This is a genomic window from Paucihalobacter ruber (assembly GCF_006494535.1).
In the GTDB taxonomy this organism is placed as follows: domain Bacteria; phylum Bacteroidota; class Bacteroidia; order Flavobacteriales; family Flavobacteriaceae; genus Paucihalobacter; species Paucihalobacter ruber.
The window spans coordinates 120,482-146,047 of sequence record NZ_VHIQ01000002.1 but is presented as its reverse complement, the minus strand read 5'-3'; the positions used below and the strand labels follow the sequence as shown (position 1 = coordinate 146,047).

20 protein-coding genes are annotated in these 25,566 nt (G+C 37.2%); 9 read left to right on the top strand and 11 right to left on the bottom strand.

Features of this window, described 5'->3' with window-relative positions:
* Positions 1-86: 86 nt before the first annotated feature.
* The 7 genes from FJ651_RS04145 to FJ651_RS04115 all read right to left on the bottom strand — a co-directional run bounded on the left by FJ651_RS04145 (position 87) and on the right by FJ651_RS04115 (position 10,803).
* Positions 87-362 carry a F0F1 ATP synthase subunit epsilon gene (locus tag FJ651_RS04145; RefSeq protein WP_140989154.1) on the bottom strand — a complete coding sequence of 92 codons (276 nt, stop codon included), beginning with the start codon at positions 360-362 and terminating at the stop codon, positions 87-89.
* Positions 363-387: 25 nt separating this feature from the next.
* A complete protein-coding gene (gene atpD, locus FJ651_RS04140; protein ID WP_140989153.1) occupies positions 388-1,896 on the bottom strand; it encodes a F0F1 ATP synthase subunit beta in 1,509 nt (502 codons plus the stop codon).
* A gap of 167 nt (positions 1,897-2,063) precedes the next feature.
* Positions 2,064-3,578, bottom strand: a complete 1,515-nt coding sequence (locus FJ651_RS04135) for an SGNH/GDSL hydrolase family protein (RefSeq protein WP_140989152.1) — start codon at positions 3,576-3,578, stop codon at positions 2,064-2,066.
* 14 nt (positions 3,579-3,592) lie between these two features.
* Positions 3,593-6,367, bottom strand: a complete 2,775-nt coding sequence (locus FJ651_RS04130; protein ID WP_140989151.1) for a TonB-dependent receptor — start codon at positions 6,365-6,367, stop codon at positions 3,593-3,595.
* A 150-nt stretch (positions 6,368-6,517) separates the two neighbouring features.
* Entirely contained in the window at positions 6,518-8,365 is a 1,848-nt protein-coding gene (glmS, locus tag FJ651_RS04125) for a glutamine--fructose-6-phosphate transaminase (isomerizing) (protein WP_140989150.1), read from the bottom strand.
* A gap of 6 nt (positions 8,366-8,371) precedes the next feature.
* Positions 8,372-9,985 carry a DUF4270 domain-containing protein gene (locus FJ651_RS04120; protein WP_140989149.1) on the bottom strand — a complete coding sequence of 538 codons (1,614 nt, stop codon included), beginning with the start codon at positions 9,983-9,985 and terminating at the stop codon, positions 8,372-8,374.
* Between the two features lie 8 nt (positions 9,986-9,993).
* The gene (locus FJ651_RS04115; protein ID WP_140989148.1) at positions 9,994-10,803 is read right to left on the bottom strand and encodes a glycogen/starch synthase; all 810 of its coding nucleotides are present in this window, start codon (positions 10,801-10,803) and stop codon (positions 9,994-9,996) included.
* Positions 10,804-10,911: 108 nt separating this feature from the next.
* Here FJ651_RS04115 and panC point away from each other — a divergent pair, with 108 nt between their 5' ends.
* The 9 genes from panC to FJ651_RS04070 all read left to right on the top strand — a co-directional run bounded on the left by panC (position 10,912) and on the right by FJ651_RS04070 (position 22,714).
* Complete coding sequence (panC, locus tag FJ651_RS04110; RefSeq protein ID WP_140989147.1) at positions 10,912-11,763, top strand: pantoate--beta-alanine ligase; 852 nt, start codon at positions 10,912-10,914, stop codon at positions 11,761-11,763.
* Between the two features lie 13 nt (positions 11,764-11,776).
* Positions 11,777-12,127, top strand: coding sequence for an aspartate 1-decarboxylase (gene panD, locus FJ651_RS04105; RefSeq protein WP_140989146.1), 351 nt, complete (start codon positions 11,777-11,779; stop codon positions 12,125-12,127).
* 4 nt (positions 12,128-12,131) lie between these two features.
* Positions 12,132-13,094: a lysylphosphatidylglycerol synthase transmembrane domain-containing protein gene (locus FJ651_RS04100; protein ID WP_140989145.1), complete on the top strand. Its 963-nt coding sequence runs from the start codon at positions 12,132-12,134 to the stop codon at positions 13,092-13,094.
* 63 nt (positions 13,095-13,157) lie between these two features.
* Positions 13,158-14,306, top strand: coding sequence for an alpha/beta hydrolase (locus tag FJ651_RS04095; protein ID WP_140989144.1), 1,149 nt, complete (start codon positions 13,158-13,160; stop codon positions 14,304-14,306).
* A 55-nt stretch (positions 14,307-14,361) separates the two neighbouring features.
* Entirely contained in the window at positions 14,362-15,720 is a 1,359-nt protein-coding gene (gene radA / locus FJ651_RS04090) for a DNA repair protein RadA (RefSeq protein WP_140989143.1), read from the top strand.
* A 512-nt stretch (positions 15,721-16,232) separates the two neighbouring features.
* The gene (ileS, locus tag FJ651_RS04085) at positions 16,233-19,697 is read left to right on the top strand and encodes an isoleucine--tRNA ligase (protein ID WP_140989142.1); all 3,465 of its coding nucleotides are present in this window, start codon (positions 16,233-16,235) and stop codon (positions 19,695-19,697) included.
* Between the two features lie 3 nt (positions 19,698-19,700).
* Positions 19,701-20,084, top strand: coding sequence for a TraR/DksA family transcriptional regulator (locus tag FJ651_RS04080; RefSeq protein ID WP_140989141.1), 384 nt, complete (start codon positions 19,701-19,703; stop codon positions 20,082-20,084).
* A gap of 64 nt (positions 20,085-20,148) precedes the next feature.
* Positions 20,149-20,775 (top strand): lipoprotein signal peptidase, encoded by a 627-nt coding sequence (locus tag FJ651_RS04075; protein ID WP_140989140.1) that lies wholly within the window; start codon positions 20,149-20,151, stop codon positions 20,773-20,775.
* 58 nt (positions 20,776-20,833) lie between these two features.
* Complete coding sequence (locus tag FJ651_RS04070) at positions 20,834-22,714, top strand: hypothetical protein (RefSeq protein ID WP_140989139.1); 1,881 nt, start codon at positions 20,834-20,836, stop codon at positions 22,712-22,714.
* On the opposite strand, the gene FJ651_RS04065 is transcribed toward FJ651_RS04070, so the two are convergent.
* The 4 genes from FJ651_RS04065 to FJ651_RS04050 are packed head-to-tail and all read right to left on the bottom strand — an operon-like array spanning position 22,711 to position 25,545.
* Complete coding sequence (locus tag FJ651_RS04065) at positions 22,711-23,283, bottom strand: 5-formyltetrahydrofolate cyclo-ligase (RefSeq protein WP_140989138.1); 573 nt, start codon at positions 23,281-23,283, stop codon at positions 22,711-22,713. The two genes, FJ651_RS04070 and FJ651_RS04065, sit on opposite strands and share 4 nt — an antisense overlap.
* Positions 23,252-24,247 (bottom strand): succinylglutamate desuccinylase/aspartoacylase family protein, encoded by a 996-nt coding sequence (locus tag FJ651_RS04060; protein ID WP_140989137.1) that lies wholly within the window; start codon positions 24,245-24,247, stop codon positions 23,252-23,254. The genes FJ651_RS04065 and FJ651_RS04060 overlap by 32 nt, the downstream gene beginning before the upstream one ends.
* Positions 24,248-25,123: a 30S ribosomal protein S6--L-glutamate ligase gene (rimK, locus tag FJ651_RS04055; protein ID WP_140989136.1), complete on the bottom strand. Its 876-nt coding sequence runs from the start codon at positions 25,121-25,123 to the stop codon at positions 24,248-24,250. It abuts the gene before it with no gap.
* Positions 25,120-25,545, bottom strand: a complete 426-nt coding sequence (locus tag FJ651_RS04050; RefSeq protein WP_140989135.1) for an ATP-dependent zinc protease family protein — start codon at positions 25,543-25,545, stop codon at positions 25,120-25,122. Before FJ651_RS04050 ends, rimK begins: the two co-directional genes overlap by 4 nt.
* Positions 25,546-25,566 lie beyond the last annotated feature (21 nt).

Here is a 25,566-nt window from a genome sequence, read left to right as displayed (position 1 = left end):
ATTCAATTTTATGGCTGAACATGAACAGTTTAAATAAAAAATGCGAAGTATTTACTTCGCATTTTTTATTTATGATACCTAAGTTTTTATTCTGCCAGAACAATGACTTTGTTATTTTTCATTTCTATTGTTCCGGAATTGATTTCGAGCCAGTAGCATTTATCTTTTTTAATAAATTTTCCTTGATTTACTTGATCAAGCTGAATGTCACCTTTTATTTTAACGTATCCGCTTTTTAAAATTGACACCACCGGTGCGTGATTATTAAGCATCTCAAATTCGCCGTTTAATCCGGGTACTGCAACCGAGGTTACTTCTCCGTTAAACAAGGTGGCTTCTGGTGAAACGATTTCTAAATTCATAAGCTTAATTTAACAACTGCTAATTTTAGTTTTCAGCCAACATTTTTTCGCCGGCTTCGATGGCTTCTTCAATAGTTCCTTTTAAGTTAAAGGCTGCTTCCGGCAGGTGATCTAACTCACCATCCATAATCATGTTAAAACCTTTGATGGTTTCTTTAATGTCAACCAATACTCCTGGAATACCGGTAAATTGTTCTGCTACGTGGAATGGCTGCGATAAGAAACGCTGCACTCTACGTGCTCTTGATACGGCCAGTTTATCTTCTTCAGATAATTCTTCCATCCCCAAAATGGCAATGATATCTTGTAATTGCTTGTAGCGTTGTAATAATTCTTTTACGCGTTGTGCGCAGTTATAATGTTCGGCACCTAAAATATCGGCCGTTAAAATTCTCGATGTAGAATCCAATGGATCTACGGCCGGATAAATACCTAACTCGGCAATTTTACGAGATAATACGGTTGTAGCATCTAAGTGGGCAAATGTTGTAGCAGGAGCTGGGTCTGTTAAGTCATCTGCAGGTACATACACCGCTTGTACAGATGTAATAGAACCGCGTTTTGTTGAGGTAATACGCTCTTGCATGGCACCCATTTCGGTTGCTAAAGTTGGTTGATAACCCACCGCAGAAGGCATACGTCCAAGAAGTGCAGATACTTCAGATCCTGCCTGAGTAAATCTAAAGATATTATCTACGAAAAACAGTACGTCTTTTCCCTGACCTTCACCGGCACCATCACGGAAATATTCGGCAATTGTTAAACCTGACAAGGCTACACGCGCACGTGCTCCTGGAGGTTCGTTCATCTGTCCGAATACGAAAGTTGCCTTAGATTCTTTCATTAATTCCTTATCTACTTTGGTCAAATCCCATCCACCTTCTTCCATAGAGTGCATGAATTCTTCACCGTATTTTATAATGCCTGATTCTAACATCTCGCGCATTAAATCGTTTCCTTCACGAGTACGTTCACCTACACCGGCAAAAACCGATAAGCCACCGTGACCTTTGGCGATGTTGTTGATTAATTCCTGAATCAATACTGTTTTACCTACGCCGGCACCACCAAATAAACCAATTTTACCACCTTTTGCGTATGGCTCAATTAAGTCGATTACTTTAATACCTGTAAACAACACTTCGGTAGAAGTTGATAAATCCTCAAATTTTGGTGCTTCTCTGTGAATTGGTAAACCGTTTTCACCTGCTTTGGGTAAATTTCCAAGGCCATCAATAGCGTCTCCAATTACATTGAATAATCTTCCGTACACTTCTTGACCAATAGGCATTTGAATAGGAGCACCGGTGGCAATCACTTCTGTACCTCTGCTTAAACCGTCAGACGAATCCATGGCAATGGTTCTAACAGTATCTTCACCAATGTGAGATTGTACTTCCAAAACCAATAAAGAGCCATCGGCTTTTTTTATTTCTAAAGAATCGTAAATTTTTGGAAGATCAGTACCGGAAGCAAATTCAACATCAATTACCGGACCTACAATTTGGGCAACTTTACCTGTAAGTTTAGACATTACTTATTTGTTTATTATTATGCTAATTAATTAAACAAAACCCGTCTGGATTTCGCGCTGCAAAGATAGCAGTTTTTAGTTTATAATAAAGTGTTTTTTATTTTTTTGAAACATAAAAAAACACCTCTGGAATAGAGGTGTTTTATACTTGTATTTTACACTGAGTTTTATTGTAACAATGGCGAATAGTTTGTAGGGAAATCTCCTACATTAACTAAATTACCCGATGCTTCAAAATTTGAACCGTAGGCCAGGTCAATGGCTTTCATAAACTCGTTAGCTATTAAGGCGTAACCTCTGGAGTTTGGGTGAACACCATCTAAAGAAAAAGCACCACCGGTAACCAAACTGGCATTAAGTATAAAATTACCTGAAGCAATGCCGCCTTGCGAAAGTTGTGTAAGCAGTGCATTGGCATCTACAAGCGCCAAATTGTTTTGCTGAGCAATATTACTAATGGTGGTATTAAAATTTTGAGTAGCAGTTGCCACTAATTGTTGCTCATTAGGAGTTAAGACCCATCGATCTGCCAGTGGAACGGCCACTCCGTTAACAGATAGAGGGTTGTTAGGGTCTGCTAAAGTGCCAATAAAACTTGCCGCCGGAAGCACTACCAAATCATTTGCTGTTGCTTGTCTGAAGTTTGGTAGACCAAGACCACCTAAGTTTGTGAGATCTTCATCTACAATTACTACTGCATTACGGCTAGAGGCTGTAAAATTGATGGTTCTCGCTGCTCTTTCATCTGCACTTATTAATCCGAATTGTTCGGCTTGTAATAAGCCACCGTTATATGGTGCATAAGCATTATTAACTGCCGCGGCGGTATTGGCATCCAAAGGTATTGGGTTATGTGGTACTGTTGTAAAATAGGGAATGGTAGTAACATCAGGAATGTTAGCTACTACACCTTTGGCGCCATTGGCCGTTAAAGCAGCGATGTATTGGGAGTAAACACTTGCAAAAACATTACTATCGGTGATATCGTTACCGCCGTAAGTTGCCGGATTTAAATTTCCTTGCTGACTTACGCCAGAACCACCTGAGGTGGCAAATCCAAGCACATCATTATTACCTATCCAAAGACTGAAAAATGTTGGATTTTGGCCAACTGCATCGGCGATTACTGTGCTATTTGGGCTGGAAGCCATTCTAACGAAATAAGGATTAGCGGCTCCCATAGCAACACCGGCAATATTACCGTAGCCAGGAGCAGCCAAATGAAAACTTTTTGCTCCCGGAACTCCCATATTATTGAAAGGTCCGGTTGGGTTATTCACGGCTAAATCGGTAGTAACGGTTACTGGACCAATAATAGATTCTAATGGTACCGGGCCGGCACCGCCAAAAACTAATCTGGGTTGCAAAATTCGCTGCCCGCCAATAGCTATACCACCAAAGTTGTCGTTCATAAGTGGTTGTCTAAAGTTGCCACCACCAACAAGCGCAAATTTTTCGGCTAGCGTATTTGGAAATGAGTTATTTTGACTCGCTATAAAGAGTGCGTTATCTTGAAATCCTGCAGTAAGAGAATTTCCAAGCGTTACAAAGTTTGAGAAATTTGCTTCTCCCGCGGTTAAATCGGGCAAGGTTACTATTGGTTCACCTGAGTCGTCGTCATTACTACATGCTGTTAAACCTATAAAAATGAGTAACAGCCAGATATATTTTACTTTAAACATGATATTCAATTTTTTTATAAGTTGTTAATGGTTAATGAAACATAGTATTGAGAACCTATAAAACCGGTACCAAAAGCGGTGAAGTACTCATCTTGTAACAGGTTAGTGGCACCAACCTTTATAGTCGATTTTAGCGAAGGAATTCTGTAATTTACCTGCGCATCTATTACATGGAACGCAGGGACATCGCCATCACCAAATGACGCTTCCCAGAAGAAAGCATCACTCCATCTCCAGGCCACATTAAATCCGAAGTTTTTAAACAAATCTGTATTGCCAAAACTAGCTTTTACTCTATGCTCTGGTGTGTTAAAACTTGTACGGAAGTCCGGATTATTTTCTCTATCGAAATCTAATTTGGCGTAGGTATAATTAACACCTAAATCGTAGTTTTTGAAGATTTTTGTACTAACACCAACAGCGGCTCCGTATGATTTAACCTCAGCGTCAGAATTGGTATAGGTTTGAAAAGCTTGAAAATCTCTGTTTGCTATTGCAGCTATGGCCAAAGGTGTACCATTAGGTAATGTTTGCGTTAAAGCAACGTCGCCATAGAATGGTGCAATTACTGTTTCATTTGCTAAGAAGTCCTGATACTGGTTGTAGTAAGCAGAAGCGTCAACGATTATATTATCTAACTTACCACGATAACCAACTTCAAACGAAGTTACTTGTTCCGGTTTCACAAAATTTGAATTGGCAACTTCTAAGTCGGCCGGATTTGTCGAAGCTCCAAAGGCTTGTACAGAAGAGAGAAAAAATGAATTGGTATAAGCGCCTAATCCACTAAAAGCAATATTAGACTGACCTGTAATGGCGGTACCTGCCGGACTTAAATCGTAGTTTCTAATATCTCTTTCAGGATTGTTACTAGCACCACCCACAAGAATGGCTCGACCTACATCCAACCCAATAAATAAATCCTGGGTTGTTGGGTTTCTGAAACCTGTTTGGAAAGACGCTCTAATGTTATGGTTGTCGTTGATGGTGAAACCAGCCGAAAGTCGAGGAGAGAAGAAGCCATCAAATAGCTCTGATTTGTCATAACGAATAGAACCGGTAAGTTTTAGCGCAACATTATCACTTAGGTCTAATCGCTTTTGAATTTGCGTATACACCCCCAATTCTGAATAGTCAATTGGTCCATCATTGTCGGTATATATGGTTCCAAATGAGTTAAGCACGTATTCTCTAAATGATCCACCAACTTGAATTTCGGCAAAGTCAATCAGGTGGCTAAAATTGTAATTATAGTCTACGTGATAAAACTTAGAATTGTCTTGAAATTTAGACCCGGTTAATAAATCAGGATCGTTAGTAACCTGATTAAAAGCAGCCTGGAACTCCGGAGTACCAGGTATTAATCTGCCTGTATCGGCTTGTGCTCTTGCCGCTGCATGTGCCTGAGTTTCGGTAGCACCGCCAAAGGTAGCTGCTGCAAAGGTTTGAATGTATTCGCCAAACCATTGTTGGTCTGGTTTCCACTGGCGGTTAATGTTGATACCGGTAAATACCATATCGTATGAATCTCCTGCTTTGTCCTCGTTTAGATAAGCGCGAACAAAGAAGTTGTTATTTTTAACTTCAATCTTGTGTTGTTGAAGGAAGAAACCGGCTATGTTATAGCGGTTGGCACCCTGGTAAATGGTATTACCAGAACCTACTTTACCTACGTATTGAATTTCGAAATCATTAGCCCAAGGTCTAAAATACAAACCCCAGTCTGCCTTAATACTCTCGGCATTATAGTTGGTTAGATCTTGTTCAGCGTATCCAGTTCTGCTAACCTCTACATCGGGAATAACACCAAGTCCACCAGAAGCCGCTCTTATGTTTACACCAAAGTCATCACCGTAAATATTTATACCGTCATAATTAGGGTCAGACCTAGTTAAACCTCGGTTCAATTTATCTTCTTCACTGGTGGCATGCCAATCGGTTCCTTTAAGCCATCCAAAGTTAACTTTGGCGGCAAAATGCTCGCTAAATTTGTGCGCCATTCTAATACCAAAGTCGGTATAAGAGTTATCTCCGGCTGCTTCTTGCGAGGTTATACCCTGTTTGATGTAGGCGCTGATACCGCCAAAATCAAAGGGGTTTTTACTTTGCATAAACAAAATACCGTTAAATGCGTTAGCACCGTACAGCGCAGAAGCTGCACCAGGCAGTATTTCTACACTTTGTACATCGGTTTCTGTCATACCCAACAAGTTCCCTAGCGGAAAGTTAAGTGCCGGAGCAGCGTTGTCCATACCATCTACCAATTGCATAAATCTGGTGTTGGCAAAGGTGGCGAAACCTCTTGTATTGATGGATTTAAAAGTTAAACTGTTGGTGTTAATGTCAACGCCTTTTAAATTTTCAAGACCATCATAGAAGTCGGATGAAGCGGTGTTCTTGATTTCTTTGATACCAAATCTTTCAACAGTTACCGGAGATTCAAAAATTCTTTCAGGTGTTCTGGAGGCAGAAATTACAACTTCATCTAACTCGGTTCCTTCTACTAAAATAAAATTTAAGATTTGGTTTTTTTGAGTCACTTCTTGCCTGGCAGGTTGAAATCCTACACTGGTTACCTCTACCAAAAAAGGAGGATCTTGAGCGTAATTCAAAATGAAGTTTCCATCAAAATCTGAAATGGCACCGGTTGTTGTGCCTGCTACTACTATGTTAGCGCCTGGTATGGGTTGCCCGCTATTATCGGTAACAGTACCTTTTACAGTGGTTTGACCATACGAAACGGTAGCAACAAGTAATGCAAAAAGCTTTACAATTGTTTTCGTGTTCATAAATTAGGGAATGTTAATTAAACGTTAGCAATATAATAATAATCTATTAACACATTGTTAAAAGTATAAAAATTATATACTAAAATTAAGAAATCGCCATTTTGAGATTCAAAATTTTAGAATCTAACAATAAAATTCAATAAAATAATATCATTCTACGGTAACGGCCTTTGCCAAATTTCGGGGTTGATCAACATTTTTCCCAAGCATAACCGCAATGTGATAGGACAATAGTTGAAGCGGAATTGTAGTTAACATGGGGGTTAGTGCTTCCATAGTTTCGGGAACTTCAATTACATGGTCAGCAATATTTCTAACATCCACATCACCTTTGGTAACTACAGCTATGATTTTACCGTTTCTTGATTTAATTTCTTGGATGTTACTAACTATTTTATCGTAGTGACCTTTATTTGTAGCAATAACAACTACCGGCATAAATTCATCAATCAGCGCAATAGGGCCGTGTTTCATTTCGGCGGCAGGATAGCCTTCTGCATGAATGTAAGAGATTTCTTTTAGTTTTAACGCACCTTCTAAAGCTACAGGAAAATTGTAACCACGACCTAAATAAAGGAAATTTTTAGAGTCTTTATACGAAGCGGCAATTTCTTTGATATACTCGTTAGATTCTAATACTTCTCTAACTTTATCAGGAATAAGTTCCAATTCTATTAGATGATGTCTAAATTCTGAACTGGTGATGGTTCCTTTGGCTCTGGCCAGTCTTAACGCCATTAATGTTAACACGGTAATTTGTGTGGTAAATGCTTTTGTTGACGCCACACCAATCTCGGGTCCGGCATGTGTATAGGCACCGGTGTGAGTTTCTCTGGCTATCGATGATCCCACAACATTGCAAACACCAAACACGAATGCACCTTTACTTTTGGCCAGTTTTATGGCTGCCAGTGTATCGGCTGTTTCACCAGACTGCGATATTGCAATTACAATATCTTTATCTGTAATAACCGGGTTGCGGTATCTAAACTCAGAGGCGTATTCAACCTCAACAGGAATTCTGGCTAAATCTTCAAAAATATATTCTGAAACCAATCCTGCATGCCAGGAAGTTCCGCATGCTACAACAATGATTCTGTCGGCATTGAGAAATCGTTTCATATTGTCTTCAACACCGGCCATTTTTATGATGGCTTCGTCTGCTTTTAGTCTTCCTCTAAAAGTGTCGAGAATGGCTTCGGGTTGCTCATAAATTTCCTTTAGCATAAAGTGCTCAAAGCCACCTTTTTCAATTTGCTCTAGATTGAGTTGAAGTTCTTGAATGTAAGGATCTATCAAGGAATCGTCTACTATTTTTCTAACCTTGATACCTTTTTCGCGTCTAATGATGGCCATTTCCTCGTCTTCAAGATAAATGGCATTTTTGGTGTATTCTATAAACGGAGAGGCATCACTGGCTATAAAAAATTCATTTTCTCCAACACCAATGGCCAGAGGGCTTCCCAATTTGGCAACTACAATTTCATTGGGTTTGGTTTTGTCAAAAACAGCTATAGCATAAGCGCCAACCACCTGGTTAAGTGCTATTTGAACAGCTTTGCCAAGTTTATGTTTTTCTTTGATTTGTATATCTTCAATAAGGTTAACTAAAACTTCGGTGTCTGTATCTGATTTGAAAGTATAACCTCTTTTGATTAATTCTTTTTTTAACGACTGGTAGTTTTCAATAATACCATTATGAATCATTATTAAATTACCTGAATTTGAATAATGTGGATGAGAGTTTACATCGTTTGGTACACCATGAGTTGCCCAACGTGTATGGCCCAAACCCATGGTGCCGTTATTTTTGATTTCAATATTGGCGCGTGCCTCTAGGTCTGAAACTTTTCCTTTTGTTTTAGAAAGTTGAATATCAGTTCCGTCAAATATTGCAACGCCGGCGCTGTCATAGCCTCGGTATTCTAATCTTTTTAATCCTTTTATTAAAACCGGATACGCATCACGAAATCCAAGATAACCTACAATTCCACACATAAATATTTAGTTTTCAGGTTCAGTATAAAATATTTCCAAATATAAACGTTTTTCTGATACTGGCGATTGGCTACCATGGAGTACCGTACTTCTGGGCGTAATTATGGTACTCACCGGAGCATTTTTCACTGTTACGTCATTTGTTAATACAGCGTATTGATTACCTGTTTCCAGATTTACATTACCCGAAACGGCTAAACCTAATCGCACATTTGTTGAATCATTAAACAATATATTATTGATATGTTGTGTAATTTTAAACTTGTATTTACCTCCATTTGACGCATTAGGATCTTTTTCAAGTGGTCCTAAGTGATTTAGAATAGAAACTTCAGGAAAAGTATTATTATTAGTATCTAAAAAATAATCTAAAAGTGTTCTCTTATTATTTAAATCGTATAGGTATAACCTTTGCGGCTGAGCTAAACTGGAACTACCGATAGCATCAACATGAACTACTAAATTAGCTTCGTTTATTAATCGTTTTCTTTCACCACTAACTTGATCTTTAAAGGTTTCTCGCAGCTGGTCCAAAAGCTGGGAGTTGCCGTTTTCGTCACGTTCAAATAGCTCGAGTATTGCTATAGAACCTTGCGTACCTTGTAAAAATAGCCGCTGGTCGCCGGTACTTGGATTACCATCGGGAATTGGGAACAAAGGTGTGCTTTCGATTAAATTAACTCTATTGCCATTAAAATTTAAACTAAAAGTAGCGTTATCACGGTCATTACCTTCAATAAAAGGTTCTCTGTTATAAAACAGTGTGACATTCGCATTTACCTGGTTTAAATTCAATAAGGCATAATTTCCTGAGTTGCTTATGGGTTCGGCCTTAAAATAGAGGCCCCTAAAATAATTTACAAAATTGCTGCGGTTACTGAGTTCTGTTTGACCTTCTTTATCAAAAATTTTAGTTTTCCAAAAATTAAGTTCATCTTCAGCGGTCATTACTATTCTAATGGCGGGTGTAAGAGTTTCGCGTACTTCGCCTTCTTCATCAGTTAACACTATTAAATTTCGGTCAGGGACAATGGTGTCAATAACTTTTAGTAAATTGTATTCAAGGTCAGATTGACTAATGTTTTCAGACAATGAAGTGCTGCCATTTGAAAAATAGTTTTGTCTCGCATTGAGTCCTTCGTTGGGGTCAAAATCTCTTAGGAAGAAGTTGCTTTCGAAAATACTTAGTTTAAATGGGTTGCTGCCAAAAACCGAATCTAATTCGTACTCAACAGCATTATTTTGAGTAATTCCAATACTTCTGCTAAAATACGGAATGGTAATAACAACCGAATCTAAAACAGGATCTGTCCCAAAACTGGGGTTAACCGCAACCGAAGATATTAATTGAGTTAAAATACTTGAAGTGGTTTTTCCGTAAACTGGGTCATTATAAACTCCCAACGCATAAATTGGCAGATTACTGGTTTGAACGGGGTCTAATTTTTTGGTATAGGCTTTAACATTAAAACGCTGACTATTGTTGTTGAAATTGGTGGCTACATTATTATTAACCACATCAGAGTCTAAACTAATAAACTCTTTTTCACAACCTAAAGCCATTAATAAGATAACGGATAATACAAATAAATGTATTGAAAAATTTTTATTGAACTTCATTGGGGAGATTAAGCTAGTACTTTTGTTTTGTAAAATTCGGTTAAGGGCTCGCTAAATTCTTCTAAAGAATAATAATCCATTAAGGGTTTTTTTGAGGCTTTCATGTAATTTAATAATTCTTGAGGTAGTTCTTCTGAACCTTGAATAATTGCATCTGAATGATCTACAGCCAATTTCATAATATTCACAAAATTTGGCTCAGCCAGCACAGCAACAGTATCTTGCGGGATATTGTCAAATTTAACTTTATCAATCATAGACTTATTTAACGTTCCTTCAAAGTTTTGATTGTATACAGAGGTAACAATTTTACTTTCGTTAAATAAAGGCTCATCTTTAAAATAAAACTTTAGATAAAGCGGCAATAGGGCCGAAAGCCATCCGTTTACATGAATAATATCGGGTGCCCAGTTTAATTTCTTTACAGTTTCAATAACACCCTTTGCAAAAAATATGGCGCGTTCGTCGTTGTCGGGAAACAAAGATCCATCTTCATCGGTAAGGGTTGCTTTTCTTTTAAAATAGTCTTCGTTATCTATAAAATATACCTGTATTCTTTCTTTTGGGATAGAAGCAACTTTAATAATAAGCGGCATGTCTAAATCATTTATCACTAAGTTGATCCCCGACAATCTAATTACTTCATGCAGCTGATGCCTTCTTTCATTAATGTTACCAAATCTTGGCATAAAAATACGTATCTGTCCGTTTTGCTTATTTACCATTTTTGGAGCTTCAAATGACATTGATGAAATTTCGGTCTCCGGTAAGTAAGGTACCACTTCAGAAGATACATATAATATCCTCTTATCCTTCATATGGGTTTTGTATTTACAAATTCAAATCAAAAAACATGCAAAAGTACAAAATTTTATGCAGTGTGGCATTAAAATATTAGATTTGCAGCCCTTTAAACTATTTGGGTTTTGAAAGTTTTTGAATTAAAAAAGAATCTGGAAGCTTATTTATTAGATTTCAGAAAGTCAGCTAAAACAATAGGTTTGGTGCCCACTATGGGTGCACTTCACAGTGGTCATTTGGCTTTAGTTAAGCAGGCATTGTTAGACAACCATGTAGTAGTTGTCACCATCTTTGTTAATCCAACACAATTTAATAATAGCGAAGATTTAATCAAATATCCCAGAACTTTAGAATCTGACTTAAAAGCGCTGAACACCTTAACACCTGATAACATTGTTGTTTATGCGCCGCCGGTTAAAGACGTATATCCTCAGGGGATCGTTTCAAAACAGTATAATTTAGGATATATTGAGCATGAAATGGAAGGTAAATTTAGACCCGGACATTTTCAGGGTGTAGCCACTATTGTTGAAAATTTATTCGATATTGTAAAACCTAATAAGGCCTATTTTGGTGAAAAAGACTATCAGCAACTGCAAATCATCAAAAAGTTGGTTGAAATTACCGGTCAGCCAATAGAAATTATTCCGTGCTCAATTTTAAGAGAAAGCGACGGTTTGGCTATGAGTTCAAGAAACCAAAGATTAACACCTGCACACAGGGAAGCAGCCCCGTTTATTTATAAAACACTCAAAGCTGCTAAAAAAAAGTTTGGCACAAAAAGTGCAAGTGAAGTGACCAATTGGGTTGTCAACGAATTTAAGAAAAATAAATTTTTAGAGTTAGAATACTTTGCTATTGCAGATCAATCAACTTTAAAACCCGTAATGAGAAAACAAAAATTTAAAAAGTATAGAGCCTTTGTCGCGGCTTTTGCCGGAGACATTAGGTTAATTGATAACATAGCACTAAATTAATTATCTTTGCAACATGCTAGTTCAAGTAGTAAAATCTAAAATACACAGAATAAAAGTTACAGGTGCAGACCTTAACTACATAGGTAGTATTACCATTGACGAAGACTTAATGGATGCTGCCAATATTATTCAAGGTGAAAAAATACAGGTTGTTAATAACGACAATGGCGAAAGACTTGAAACCTATGTTATTCCCGGAAACAGAGGCAGTGGCGAAATCACCTTAAATGGGGCCGCAGCCAGAAAGGTAGCTGTTGGGGACACGCTGATTTTAATCACCTACGCCTTTATGGATATTGAAGAAGCTAAAACCTTTAAACCGGCTTTGGTATTTCCTGACGAAGCAACTAACTTATTAAGATAAACATTTGAATATTTCAATAAGAAAAATATTAAAAATAGCACTCCCAATTTTATTGGGAGTTTTTTTAATAGCTTATTCTTTCTCTAAAATGTCGCTGACCACTTTGTGGGATTACGCTCAAAATGCTGATGTTAAGTGGATTTTTATAGGCTTGTTATGCGGTTTATTAAGTCATTTTTCGCGCGCTTACCGGTGGCTATACATGGCAGAACCTTTGGGGTTTAAACCAAAATTAGCCAATAGCTTCATGGCGGTATATTCGGCTTATCTTATCAATTACACCATACCCAGAGCCGGTGAAATAGCCAGAGCCACTATTTTATCAAATTACGAAAATGTACCCTTCGATAAGGGTTTTGGAACCATTGTTTCAGAGCGCATTGCAGACATGATGATGTTGTTTATTATCATTGGTGTTGCCATGGTTTTGCAATTTGAATTTATAGCAAATTTTTTCCTAGATAAGTTTAGCTTACAAAGCTTGGCGATTGGTTTAATTCTGGTTTTAGCATTTGTGGCATTTCTAATATTCATTGGAAAATATAAATCAAACTTCACCATAAGAATTAAAAATTTTTTAAAGGGAATTTTAGAAGGCGCCTTGAGTATTTTTAAAATGAAAAACAAATGGCTTTTTCTGGCACACACCATTTTTATATGGGTGATGTATGTTACCATGTTTTACGTTACAACACTGGCCATACCAGGGCTGGAACACATTCCGTTTGCCGCATTGTTGGTAGGATTTATTCTGGCCAGTTTTAGTATAGCCGCCACCAATGCGGGTATTGGTTCTTTCCCTGAAGCCGTAGTTATAGGGTTTACACTTTTTAATCTACCCGAAGATCCCAGCAGAGCATTTGGATGGATCATGTGGGCATCGCAAACTGTTATGATTATTGTTATTGGAGGCATGTCGCTTTTACTGCTACCTGTGTATAATCAAAAAAAGCATCAAAATAAATAATTTCTTAATTCTTAAACTACCTTTTATTTTATAACTTGCTGACCGTTATAAAATTTCCGGGCTATGAAATGTTTTTTATCAGTTTTTGCCATATTCATGAGCTTAAATCTTTGTTTAGCTCAAGTAATTGTTGAAGATTTTTATTCTGAAAAATTAAAACAAGACCGAAAATTAAAGATTTTATTGCCCAAAGGCTATTCTGATAACGATAAAAAAACATACCCAATTGTATTGGTTTTAGATGCTGATTATTTATTTGAATTGGTTGCGGGTAATACAGATTATTACTCGTACTGGGATGAAATTCCGGAAGTAATTGTTGTTGGAATCAATCAGTCTGATACAAGATATCAGGATATTACGTTTGGGGCACAAAATTCTTTACCAATTGATGAAGGTGCCAATTTTTACGAATTTATCGGCATGGAAGTTATCCCATATATTCAAAGTAAATATAAAACCGAGATATTTGGAGTTGCAATAGGACATGGCGAAACAGCTAATTTCATCAATTATTTCCTTCTGAAGAAATTCCCGCTTTTTAATGCTTACATCAATATAAGTCCTGATTTTGCACCAGATATGGTTAATTATTTATCTGAAAGACTTCAGTCAACAAAATCCAAGATTTTTTATTACATGGCAACCTCTGCTTACGATGTTCCACGCATTAAAAAACAAACTGAAGAACTCAATTCGAAATTGACGCAACTAGAAAACCCTAATTTAATCTATAAATTCGATAATTTTCAAGATCATAGTCACTTTACCATGCCTTCTCAGGCTGTTCCCAGAGGATTAGAAAACGTGTTTTCTATTTATCAGCCAATTAGTAAAAAAGAATATGAGGAAATTATCTTGAAATTGGAAGATTCCCCGGTAGATTACCTCGTTGAAAAATATAAAACCATCAATGATTTATTTGGAATAAAAAAACAAATTAGGCTTAATGATTTTACGGCCATTGAAAGTGCCATTGAAAAAACAAAGAAATACGAATATTTTGAACCACTAAGCAAGATAGCCAAGAAAGAACATCCGGAAACTATGTTAGGGCATTATTATCAAGCCAGATTTTATGAGCAAACCGGTGAACCTAAAAAAGCTATGCGTACCTATCAAGCGGGCTATGGTTTAGACGAAATAGGTAGTCTTACCAAAGATTTAATGTTAGAAAAGGCAGATGCCATAAAAACTGATTTTAGATATTAATATGAATCAAAAAACAGAACTAATTCCTCTCCTTTTGAGAGGTTAGGAGAGGATAATGGCAAAGGTAAAAACTACTTTTTTTTGTCAGAGCTGCGGCTCACAATACGCCAAATGGCAAGGCCAGTGCAATGCTTGCAAGCAATGGAATACCATTGTAGAAGAAATTATTCAAAAACCTGAAACCTCCGGTTGGAAATCAGAAAAAGGCGAATCCAAACGCGTTTCAAAGCCTTTAAAAATAAAAGATATTGACACCTCTCAGGAAATTAGAATTAATACTCTTGATGCCGAATTTAACCGGGTGCTTGGTGGCGGGATTGTGCAAGGCTCATTAACGCTGTTAGGTGGCGAACCCGGCATAGGTAAAAGTACCTTACTGCTACAAATTGCGTTAAAATTGCCGTATAAAACTTTATATGTTTCGGGAGAGGAAAGTCAGAAACAAATTAAAATGCGCGCTGAGCGTATCAATCCCAATAGCGAACATTGTTATATACTCACCGAAACCAAAACCCAAAATATTTTTAAACAAATAGAAGCAATAGAGCCAGATATTGTGGTGATAGATTCTATTCAAACCCTTCACAGCGACTACATAGAATCTGCTGCCGGAAGTATTTCACAAATAAAAGAATGTACGGCCGAACTTATCAAATTTGCCAAAGAAACCAACACACCGGTGGTGTTAATTGGTCATATCACTAAAGATGGTAATATTGCCGGACCCAAAATTTTGGAGCATATGGTTGATACGGTTTTACAATTTGAAGGCGATCGCAACTATGTTTTTAGAATTTTAAGGGCCCACAAAAACCGTTTTGGCTCCACCCACGAATTGGGTATATACGAGATGCATGGGGCAGGATTGCGGGAAGTGTCTAACCCCAGCGACATTTTAATCTCAAAAAAAGACGAAGAACTTTCAGGCAATGCCATTGCAGCCACGCTCGAAGGTATGAGGCCATTAATGATAGAAGTTCAGGCGTTGGTAAGCACCGCAGTTTACGGCACACCACAGCGCAGTGCTACAGGGTTTAATGCCAAGCGCCTTAATATGTTACTGGCTGTTTTAGAAAAACGCGCCGGTTTTAAATTAGGTGCCAAGGATGTGTTTTTAAATATAACCGGTGGTATTACGGTAGATGATCCGGCTATAGATTTGGCGGTAGTTGCCGCTATTTTGTCGTCTAATGAAGATGTGGCCTTACCAAAAGATTATTGTTTTGCGGCCGAAGTTGGACTCTCGGGCGAAATAAGACCCGTTCAACGTGTTGAACAGCGAATACTAGAAGCCGAAAAACTTGGCTTTTCTACAATTTTTGTTTCTAAATACAACAAAATAACCCTTAAAAATCCAATAATTAAAATACAATTAGTTGCTAAGATTGAGGATTTGGTAGGTGTTTTGGTATAGTTTTTTACTAGATAACAAGGGTTATTAAAATTCATTCAAAAACTGACAGATTCAATTTCACTTAGAGTTGATTGTACTATTTTCGGGAAATCCAAAAAAGAGGCACGATGTAGTTAATGTATTGAATCCATATTATTTTGTAAATCTAAATTGCGTAAAGTTAGGCCAATAACAATGTCGCTAATAACAAAATCAACAACGAAATAATTAACTTTTTCATGATGATATGTTTTATAAAATCGGTTTCGGAAGCGTCCATTAAAGGTGAAATAAAAAAAGATTTTTATCTATGATAATCATCATTGTACGGTATTTTGATGACCTGAATTTTTAAAATATTTTGATTTAAATTTTTAACTCATCATCAATCAAAAGGATAGTAAAACAAGAAAACCACTTTCGGGTTGTTATTTTAACATTCTACTGAAGATATTTCAGAATAAACCAAGATTTTAGCGTCTTAAATTTATCAAAATTCCTTAATTTCGCGGTCTTAAATGAAAAATGACAGCATGAGTGTTAAGTTTACTGAATACAAAGGTCTTGACCTGCCCAACGTCACCGAAGAAATTCTTCAGTACTGGAAGCAGCACAATATCTTTGAAAAAAGTGTAACCTCCAGAGAAGGTCATCAACCTTTTGTGTTTTTTGAAGGTCCGCCTTCGGCCAATGGTTTGCCGGGAGTTCACCATGTGTTAGCGCGTGCTATTAAAGATATTTTCCCCCGTTACAAAACCATGAAAGGTTTTCAGGTAAAACGCAAAGCCGGTTGGGACACCCATGGTTTACCGATAGAGTTGGGAGTTGAAAAGGAATTGGGCATCACAAAAGAAGATATAGGTAATCCCGATAGTCCTCGTGGTATCTCGGTAGAAGATTACAACGCTGCTTGCCGCAAAGCCGTCATGCGATATACCGATGTTTGGAACGACCTCACAGAAAAAATGGGTTACTGGGTAGATATGGATGATCCGTATATTACCTACGAGCCTAAATATATGGAGAGTGTTTGGTGGTTGCTTAAGCAGATTTACAATAAAAATTTGCTCTATAAAGGCTATACCATTCAGCCATACTCGCCAAAAGCAGGAACCGGTTTAAGTTCTCATGAACTCAATCAACCTGGAACCTATCAAGATGTGACCGACACTACCGTTGTGGCACAGTTTAAAATGCATCCTGCCAAACAACAAGTAGTTAAAGTTCTTCCCTTTGGGAAGGATTTAGAATGGGATACAGATATTTATTTTTTAGCTTGGACAACCACACCTTGGACCTTACCAAGTAACACCGCATTGACCGTTGGCCCTAAAATAGAATATGTACTTGTAGAAACTTATAACCAATACACTTTTAAACCGGTAAAGGTAATTCTTGCCAAGGCCTTGGTAAACTATCAGTTTGCAGGCAAATATGTACAAGTAGAAAATGCATCTGAATTAAACAATTATAAAGCTGAAGACAACCAGCCTGACGGCAAGGCAGGGAAAATACCCTACAGAATTATTGCCTCTTGTTTAGGTAAAGATTTAGAAGGCATTACCTACGAACAACTACTACCATACGCTTTACCATATCACCATCCTGCAAACGCTTTTCGCGTTATTTTAGGCGATTTTGTCACTACCGAAGATGGTACCGGAATTGTTCATACCGCGCCAACCTTTGGTGCTGATGACGCCGTGGTTGCCAAACAGGCTGTGCCCGAAGTGCCACCCATGTTGGTGAAAGATGAAAACGATAATCTGGTGCCTTTGGTAGACCTACAAGGTAAGTTCAGGCCCGAAGTTGGCGATTTTGCAGGTAAATACGTCAAAAACGAATATTACAACGATGGCGAAGCACCCGAGCGTTCTGTTGATGTAGAGATTGCCATAAAATTAAAAGAAGAAAATAAAGCCTTTAAGGTAGAAAAATACAAACATAGCTATCCAAACTGCTGGCGTACCGATAAACCAATTTTATATTATCCGTTAGATTCCTGGTTTATCAAAATTCCAGAAGTGAGAGAGAAAATGGTACAGCTTAACGATACCATTAACTGGAAACCAAAATCAACCGGCACCGGTCGTTTTGGCAACTGGTTGGCCAATGCTAACGACTGGAATTTATCGCGTTCGAGATACTGGGGAATTCCCTTGCCAATTTGGAGAACCGAAGATGGTAAAGAAGAAATTTGTATCGGTTCGGTTGAAGAACTGAAAACCGAAATGCAAAAAGCTGTTGCCGCCGGTGTGATGGCGCAGCCTATTTTTGAAGACTTTGAAATTGGCAATAATTCCGAGGTCAACTACAGCAAAATAGACCTTCATAAAAACATCGTTGATCAAATAGTTTTGGTATCGCCCAATGGTAAACCCATGAAGCGCGAAGCCGATTTAATTGATGTTTGGTTCGATTCAGGTTCTATGCCATATGCGCAATGGCATTATCCTTTTGAGAATAAAGATTTAGTAGATCAACATAAAGCTTTCCCTGCCGATTTCATCGCAGAAGGTGTAGACCAAACCAGAGGGTGGTTTTATACCTTACATGCCATTGCCACTATGGTTTTTGATAGTGTTGCCTATAAAAATGTGGTGTCTAATGGGTTGGTGCTTGATAAAAACGGTCAAAAAATGTCCAAACGATTGGGCAATGCCGTAGATCCGTTCGACACCCTTAAAACTTATGGCGCCGACGCCACACGTTGGTACATGATTTCTAATGCCAATCCGTGGGATAACCTCAAGTTTGATGTAGATGGTATTGAAGAAGTGAAGCGCAAATTCTTCGGAACCCTTTACAATACCTATTCATTCTTCACTTTATATACCAATTTAGATGGTTTTAAATATGAAGAAGCCGAAATGCCAATCAACGAGAGACCCGAGCTTGACCGCTGGATTCTTTCAGAATTAAATACTTTAATTAAAAAAGTTGATGAATATTACGCCGATTACGAGCCTACTAAAGCGGCGCGTGCCATTTCAGATTTTACCCAAGATTACCTCAGCAACTGGTATGTGAGATTAAGCAGAAGACGTTTCTGGAAAGGCGATTATCAGCAAGACAAAATTTCGGCTTACCAAACGCTCTATACTTGTTTATTAACCATTGCTAAACTTGGAGCGCCAATTGCACCATTTTACATGGATAGGCTGTACTTGGATTTGATTAGGGCGACTAAAACCGAAGAATTTGAAAGCGTTCATTTAGCCCAGTTCCCGGAATATAATAGTGATTTGGTTGATAAATTGCTTGAAAGAAAAATGGAAGCCGCTCAAACCATTTCATCTTTGGTATTGTCTTTGAGAGCAAAAGAAAAAATTAAGGTGAGACAACCACTTCAAAAAATATTAATTCCTGTCGACTCTCAGGCTCAAAAAAGTGAGCTGTTACAGGTGGTAGATTTAATTGCTTCTGAAGTAAATGTAAAAGAAGTAGAGTTACTTGAAGACGCTTCAGATATTTTGGTGAAACAAATCAAACCTAATTTTAAAACGTTGGGTCCGAGGTTTGGTAAAAACATGAAGGCTGTTGCTCAGATAATTAATGGTTTTAATGCTCAGGATATCAAATATATTGAACAAAATAACGAAATTGATATTGTAATTAATGGAGAAAGGATTACCTTAGAACGTTCAGATGTAGACATAAGCTCTCAGGATATTGAAGGTTGGTTGGTAGCATCTAACGATGGTTACACTGTAGCATTAGATATTAGTATTAATGAGTTGCTTAAAAATGAAGGGATTGCAAGAGAACTCATCAACCGAATTCAAAATTTAAGAAAAGACTCCGGATTTGAGTTAACCGATAGAATTGAAGTACAAATGCTTAAAGACCATCAGTTAATAAATGCAGTAAAAGAAAATAGTGATTATATAAAAACAGAAACTTTAACCGATAAATTAGAAATAGTAAATGACTTAGACGGTGGTGTTGGTATTGAATTTGATGATATTTACACCAAGTTGTCAATTAAAAAAGTATAGATTATGGCAGTAGAAACCAATAACAGATACTCAGATAAAGAACTCGAGGAGTTTAGAGTATTAATTAGAGAAAAGATTGATAAAGCAGAGCGTGATTTACAATTAATAAAGAGTGCTTATATGAACGATCATAACAATGGTACCGACGATACTTCACCAACATTCAAAGCTTTTGAGGAAGGCAGTGAAACCATGAGTAAAGAAGCCAACTCGGCTTTAGCCATTCGTCAGGAAAAGTTTATTCGCGATCTTAAAAACGCAATGATTAGAATTGAGAATAAAACTTATGGTATCTGCAGAGTAACCGGTAAACTTATTGGTAAAGAGCGTTTAAAATTAGTACCTCATGCTACTTTGAGTATTGAGGCCAAAAACATGCAAAAGTAAATGTTCTAATTCAAAATACATTAAAAGCCTTGCATTTAGCAGGGCTTTTTGTTTTTAATCACCAATGAATTTAAAACAGACATCAATACTGATTGCGGTTATTCTGCTGGCGGACCAAATCAGTAAATTTTATATCAAAACCCATTTTTTACTGAACGAAGAAGTAGAAATTTTATCGTGGTTTAAAATTACATTTGTTGAAAATGATGGGATGGCTTGGGGTGCAAAAATTAGTGACCTCATTACCTTTATGTCTGAGCGTACAGCCAAGTTGATTCTTACTTTATTTAGAATTGTTGCACTCGCCGGAATAGGGTATTGGCTATGGATGAGTATCAAAAATAAGGCTAAAAGATTATTAATTATATCGGTTGCCGTGATTTTTGCCGGCGCTTTGGGCAATATTTTAGATTCTGTGTTTTATGGAATCTTATTTAACGATAGTTTTAATGAGGTTGCCACATTTTTGCCTGAGCAAGGTGGCTACGACAGCTTGTTTCACGGGAAAGTAGTGGATATGATTCACCTGCCTATTTATAGTGGAATATTACCAAGCTGGGTGCCTTTTTTAGGAGGTCAACATTTTAGCTTTTTCGATCCGGTTTTCAATATTGCAGATATAGCCATTAGCACCGGTTTTTGTTTGATTATTTTTTTCAATAAAAGGATATTTGATAGAAAAAGTGCTTAGAGTTTATAAATCAATCTAAAAACTGTTAACTTTAGAGTTCAAAATCAATCTGTTCATAATGAAATTTCACTTCTGTATTTTAATGGGTTTAATGGGTTTGTTTGCTTTTGAAATTAGCTTGGCTCAAAACCAATTCAACATTAATTTAGGCAATAATCAGCAATTGTGTGCCGCTTTCAATCAGGCCTTCCAAAACAGGCCTAATGAAAGCAGCTTTTCCGTTAAACGAGAAGGCAACAATTTGTATTTTGAAACCAACGACGAGCGGTGGTTTAATAGCTTGTTTAGAAGTGCTGAAGATGGTATAGCTATTGATATCGTTGACAAAGAACGATATAGCTGTGAAGAAGTTTCAATTATTAAACAACAAATAAGAGGGCAGCTACAAAAACCTGTATATACCAAACAATTAAAATCCACATTAAAAAAGATTGATGACAATAGGTTTAGAGCTCTTGTTGGTCGTGTGCCTGAGAAATGGCAAGATCGAGAATTAGAGTTTAATATTTTGTTTTTAAGTGATAACAGTTTATGTCAGTACTTTGTTATTTACGACTTAAAAGCCTACGCATGGGATTTACTGGACATGGGCATCTATTTGGATACGCTCACCTACAGCAACAAACAAATTAGCACTAATGATGATGGTTATGTGTTAAAAAACAAAACTTTAAAATTTTCAATACCTTTTAAGAAAAATAAAACAGCGTATTCTTCTGAAGACATTAAACCACTATACGACTCGTTAAGGCTTACCGATTTTAATATAAAAACCATCAATATTAAGGCTTATGCATCGGTTGAAGGACGTGAAGACCGAAATATTGAATTACAAGAACAACGAGCTAAGAATATTGCGGTGGCCTTACAATCTTTTCAAGCCCCATCTATCGAAACTTCCATTTCATCTTCTGAAAATTGGGTTGAATTTTTAAACGATATTCAAGGCACCAAATATGAAAAATTTGCAGCCCTTAGTAAAAGAGAAGTTAAATCAAAGATAGTGGGTGCCTTGGCTGATGAAATGGAACCCATTTTAAAAAGACACCGAAAGGCGGTTGTTGAGTTAGAACTGGAAAAAATTGATGCTTATAATAATATTTCACCTCAAGAATTATTGGGTAAATTTAATGCTGCCTTGGCCGTTGCCGATATAGATGAAGCCTCGAAAATTCAAAACACCATTTTTGAACGACTTAATGGCAAAGAAATTTCGCCTGATTTTTTGATGAAAATGGAAATACCGCAACAAGACTTATTTGTTCAATTAATCAATAAACAAACCTCATTTAATTACTATTTAGATGAAAGACAGGTGCTTATTACCCATAATCAACTTAAAGAGCTGGAAAAACTGGCGCCTAAAGATCCAAGAATTAAATACAATCTAGTTGCCACTAAAATTAAATTGTGGCGTTATAAAGCAATTGAAGTCGATGCTAATAAATTTAAAACTGACATATCAAATTTAAAAAATTATGGTATTGATGCTGTTTTAATCAATCGCATGATGATTAATTATCACATTATTTTAGCCGAAAATTATATGCGCGCCCGCGACTTTAAAAATAAAGATAAAAGTGTTACTTATATTAATAATAATTACAACAGCGTTAACCTTTCTAACTTTGATTATTTAAGTTTGGCCCAATTTTTTAGTTATTACGGCAATACGGAAATGTCTAGAGAACTATTAACTCCTAAGGCTAAAAGTATTGATATTGACGAAGATTTATTGTTTTACTATATAAATCTTACCGTAGTAGACAGATCACTTACAAAAACACCAGACTACCGTACAATCATGCTTAATGCCTACAATTTAAATCCTGATAGATTTTGTGGTTTATTTAATCCATACGGGCAAGGTGGTGTGACTTTTCAGTTGTTAGAGGACGATTTTTTAAGAACTACCTACTGCGAGAATTGCAGAAATTAGATGTAATTAAACTTGTAAATTTTTTCCGGAGTCACACAGAAATTGAGAAGGACATCATTACTGTTAATATCTTCAATTTCAGCTTCTGCATTAAAAAAGCTAAGGCCAATTTTTAAACAATCGGGCCTGCAACCGGATAAAAATCGGTCGTAAAACCCTTTGCCATAGCCAACTCGGTTGCCTTTTTCGTCAAAAGCTAAAAGCGGTACAAAAACTACGTCTATTTGTTGTTCATTTATCAAAATACCATTTACCGGCTCAGGAATTCCATAGCTGTTAACTGCTAGTCTGGTGTTATCATCCAATAAATAATGCTGCAAATTTAAAGTTGAAAAATCGGTTTTAGGGATTACAACAGTTTTGTCTTTACCCTGTAAAATGTTGAGTAAATAGGTGGTGTTAATTTCCTTATGTCGTTCAATACTAAGGTGAATGTGATAACAGTTAAAATCCCAAATATCGAGATTTAAACACCTGTTGGCAATGGCCATGCTTAAACTGTCAACCTCGTCATCTGAAAGTCTGGCGCGTTTGTCTTTATATAGTTTCCGGAGTTGTGTTTTGATCATTGGCCAGTTGGGTTGAAATATGAAACAGCGCATCGCCTTGATATACAATTGGTGAATGGTTAACGTTAAGTACATAACCACTATGAGAAGCGCGTACAAAGGAATTAAATTTACCATAAGGATCGGTGATGTTGCCTATCACCTCTTCGGCATTGATAAAATCGCCAATGTCTATCGAAGCCTTAAACAATCCTGAATATTTAGCACGTATCCAGCTGCTTTGTGCAATAACAACTGTTTTCTTTTTTGGGTCAGACGCTTTAAAATTTTTCTTCAGCATACCCAAATGTGCCAAAAGGCGTTTGGTGCCGTTAACGCCGTGATTGGTAATATTTTTATCAATAAAAAATGACTTGCCACCTTCAAAAAGCAAGATGGGCAAATTGAGTTTGAAACAAGCGTTTCTAAAAGACTTATTCAGGTTTTTAGAATACAAAATAAAAGGCGCGCCAAAAACACCGGCCAGTTCAAGCAATTGCGGATGGTCTTCTACAATGCGTATTTGTGGTGCGTTAAAGCGCCTGGAACCTCCGGTATGAAAATCTATTACCAAATCGGCATGAGGCACAATTTCGGTCATTAGTTGGTGTGCCACTCTACTGGCTAAAGAACCGAATGCACTTCCCGGAAAAACTCTGTTTAGATCACGGCCATCGGGAAATTCTCTGTTCATTTGTATAAACCCAAAAACATTGATGAGCGGCATGCATATAATGGTTCCTTTTTTGGGTATATTAATACCCTTGGCAATAATTTGTCGAACAATTTCTACGCCATTAACTTCATCACCATGTATGCCAGCTGTAATTAAAATGGTTGGCCCCGGTTTTTTAGAGCGGTTGATAATTACAGGAATATCAATAGAATTTTGAGTGTGAAGTTTTGCAACATTAAAACTTACTTCTTTTCGCTCACCGGGCTTTATTACCTGGCCAAGAATGGTTAACGGTGCAACTTTTCCCATTTATTTTCTGTTTCGTTCTATATAGGTAATGATGGCTCGGGCAATATTTTTTTGAGTAGCTGCTTCAATACCTTCCAATCCGGGTGATGAATTTACCTCTAAGATTAATGGGCCACGTTTAGACTGTAACATATCAACACCGCAAACAGGTAACTTAAGGGCTTTTGCAGCTCTGATAGCAAGTTGAATTTCAGGAACGGTTAATTTGATGAGATTGGCACTGCCGCCCCGGTGTAAATTTGAGCGAAATTCGCCTTCTTTGCCCTGACGTTTCATAGCACCAACTACTTGATGGTCTACAATAAACACGCGTAAATCGGCGCCTTTAGATTCTGCTATATATTCCTGTACCAATGCTCGGGCCTGTAACCCATTAAAAGCTTCTAAAACCGATTCTGCGGCATTTTTTGTTTCGGCCAACACCACTCCCAAACCTTGCGTACCTTCTAATAATTTAATCACCACTGGTGTACCTCCCACATGCGAAATCACCTCTTCAACATCTCGCGAGTAGTTGGTGAAAACGGTCTTAGGCATACCAATATCGGCTTTTGACAGTCTTTGAAAACAGCGCAACTTATCTCTTGATCTTAAAATAGAATCTGAAGTTACGGTAGTAAAAGCACCCATCATTTCAAATTGTCTTACCACGGCACAACCAAAAAAAGTAATCGAGGCACCAATGCGTGGAATAATGGCATCAACGTAATCCAGATACCTGTCTTTGTAATAAATGGTTGGCTTTTCACTTTCTATAATGATATCGCATTTTAACGGGTCGATGACTTCTATTTCGTGACCTCTAATTAAACCTTCTTCTACCAAACGCTTGGTTGAGTACAAATGTGGATTTCGCGATAGAATAACTATATTCATTGATGTTTTTGATTAAGGGAAACATTTTGCAAATCCACATCCACAACAAACTTGCGCTTTAGAAATTGCCTGCCAATTAACACGGGAAATCGCATATCGTCCCGAGTGCTTAAAGTTAAGTTAATCTTATAAATTTTACCAAAAATAATAACAGTCGATTTTATTTTAAATCGGTTTTCCTTAAACCCATTGCTGCTTTTTACACCTGTGGTGCTGTAAGTGTCAAAAATTATCGGTTTTTCGGCGTATTCGGGATGAGATTCGTCGTAAAATACGCAATGCAACCTGCCATCTATTTCTTCAATTTTAGAACAGTGAACGGCCGACGTATATGCGCCCGTATCTATTTTAACTTCAATATTATAAAGCCCTAATCCCGGGAAGTCAACAACATCGGTTCTGCCTATAATTTGTTTGTTCATTATTACTTATAAAATTGTGCG

Excerpts from the sequence above, each read along its gene's own strand:
- FJ651_RS04145 (WP_140989154.1), bottom strand. The coding sequence starts at position 362 with ATGAATTTAGAAATCGTTTCACCAGAAGCCACCTTGTTTAACGGAGAA.
- atpD (WP_140989153.1), bottom strand. The coding sequence starts at position 1,896 with ATGTCTAAACTTACAGGTAAAGTTGCCCAAATTGTAGGTCCGGTAATT.
- FJ651_RS04135 (WP_140989152.1), bottom strand. The coding sequence starts at position 3,578 with ATGTTTAAAGTAAAATATATCTGGCTGTTACTCATTTTTATAGGTTTA.
- FJ651_RS04130 (WP_140989151.1), bottom strand. The coding sequence starts at position 6,367 with ATGAACACGAAAACAATTGTAAAGCTTTTTGCATTACTTGTTGCTACC.
- glmS (WP_140989150.1), bottom strand. The coding sequence starts at position 8,365 with ATGTGTGGAATTGTAGGTTATCTTGGATTTCGTGATGCGTATCCGGTT.
- FJ651_RS04120 (WP_140989149.1), bottom strand. The coding sequence starts at position 9,985 with ATGAAGTTCAATAAAAATTTTTCAATACATTTATTTGTATTATCCGTT.
- FJ651_RS04115 (WP_140989148.1), bottom strand. The coding sequence starts at position 10,803 with ATGAAGGATAAGAGGATATTATATGTATCTTCTGAAGTGGTACCTTAC.
- panD (WP_140989146.1), top strand. The coding sequence starts at position 11,777 with ATGCTAGTTCAAGTAGTAAAATCTAAAATACACAGAATAAAAGTTACA.
- FJ651_RS04095 (WP_140989144.1), top strand. The coding sequence starts at position 13,158 with ATGAAATGTTTTTTATCAGTTTTTGCCATATTCATGAGCTTAAATCTT.
- radA (WP_140989143.1), top strand. The coding sequence starts at position 14,362 with ATGGCAAAGGTAAAAACTACTTTTTTTTGTCAGAGCTGCGGCTCACAA.
- ileS (WP_140989142.1), top strand. The coding sequence starts at position 16,233 with ATGAGTGTTAAGTTTACTGAATACAAAGGTCTTGACCTGCCCAACGTC.
- FJ651_RS04080 (WP_140989141.1), top strand. The coding sequence starts at position 19,701 with ATGGCAGTAGAAACCAATAACAGATACTCAGATAAAGAACTCGAGGAG.
- FJ651_RS04075 (WP_140989140.1), top strand. The coding sequence starts at position 20,149 with ATGAATTTAAAACAGACATCAATACTGATTGCGGTTATTCTGCTGGCG.
- FJ651_RS04070 (WP_140989139.1), top strand. The coding sequence starts at position 20,834 with ATGAAATTTCACTTCTGTATTTTAATGGGTTTAATGGGTTTGTTTGCT.
- FJ651_RS04065 (WP_140989138.1), bottom strand. The coding sequence starts at position 23,283 with ATGATCAAAACACAACTCCGGAAACTATATAAAGACAAACGCGCCAGA.
- FJ651_RS04060 (WP_140989137.1), bottom strand. The coding sequence starts at position 24,247 with ATGGGAAAAGTTGCACCGTTAACCATTCTTGGCCAGGTAATAAAGCCC.
- rimK (WP_140989136.1), bottom strand. The coding sequence starts at position 25,123 with ATGAATATAGTTATTCTATCGCGAAATCCACATTTGTACTCAACCAAG.
- FJ651_RS04050 (WP_140989135.1), bottom strand. The coding sequence starts at position 25,545 with ATGAACAAACAAATTATAGGCAGAACCGATGTTGTTGACTTCCCGGGA.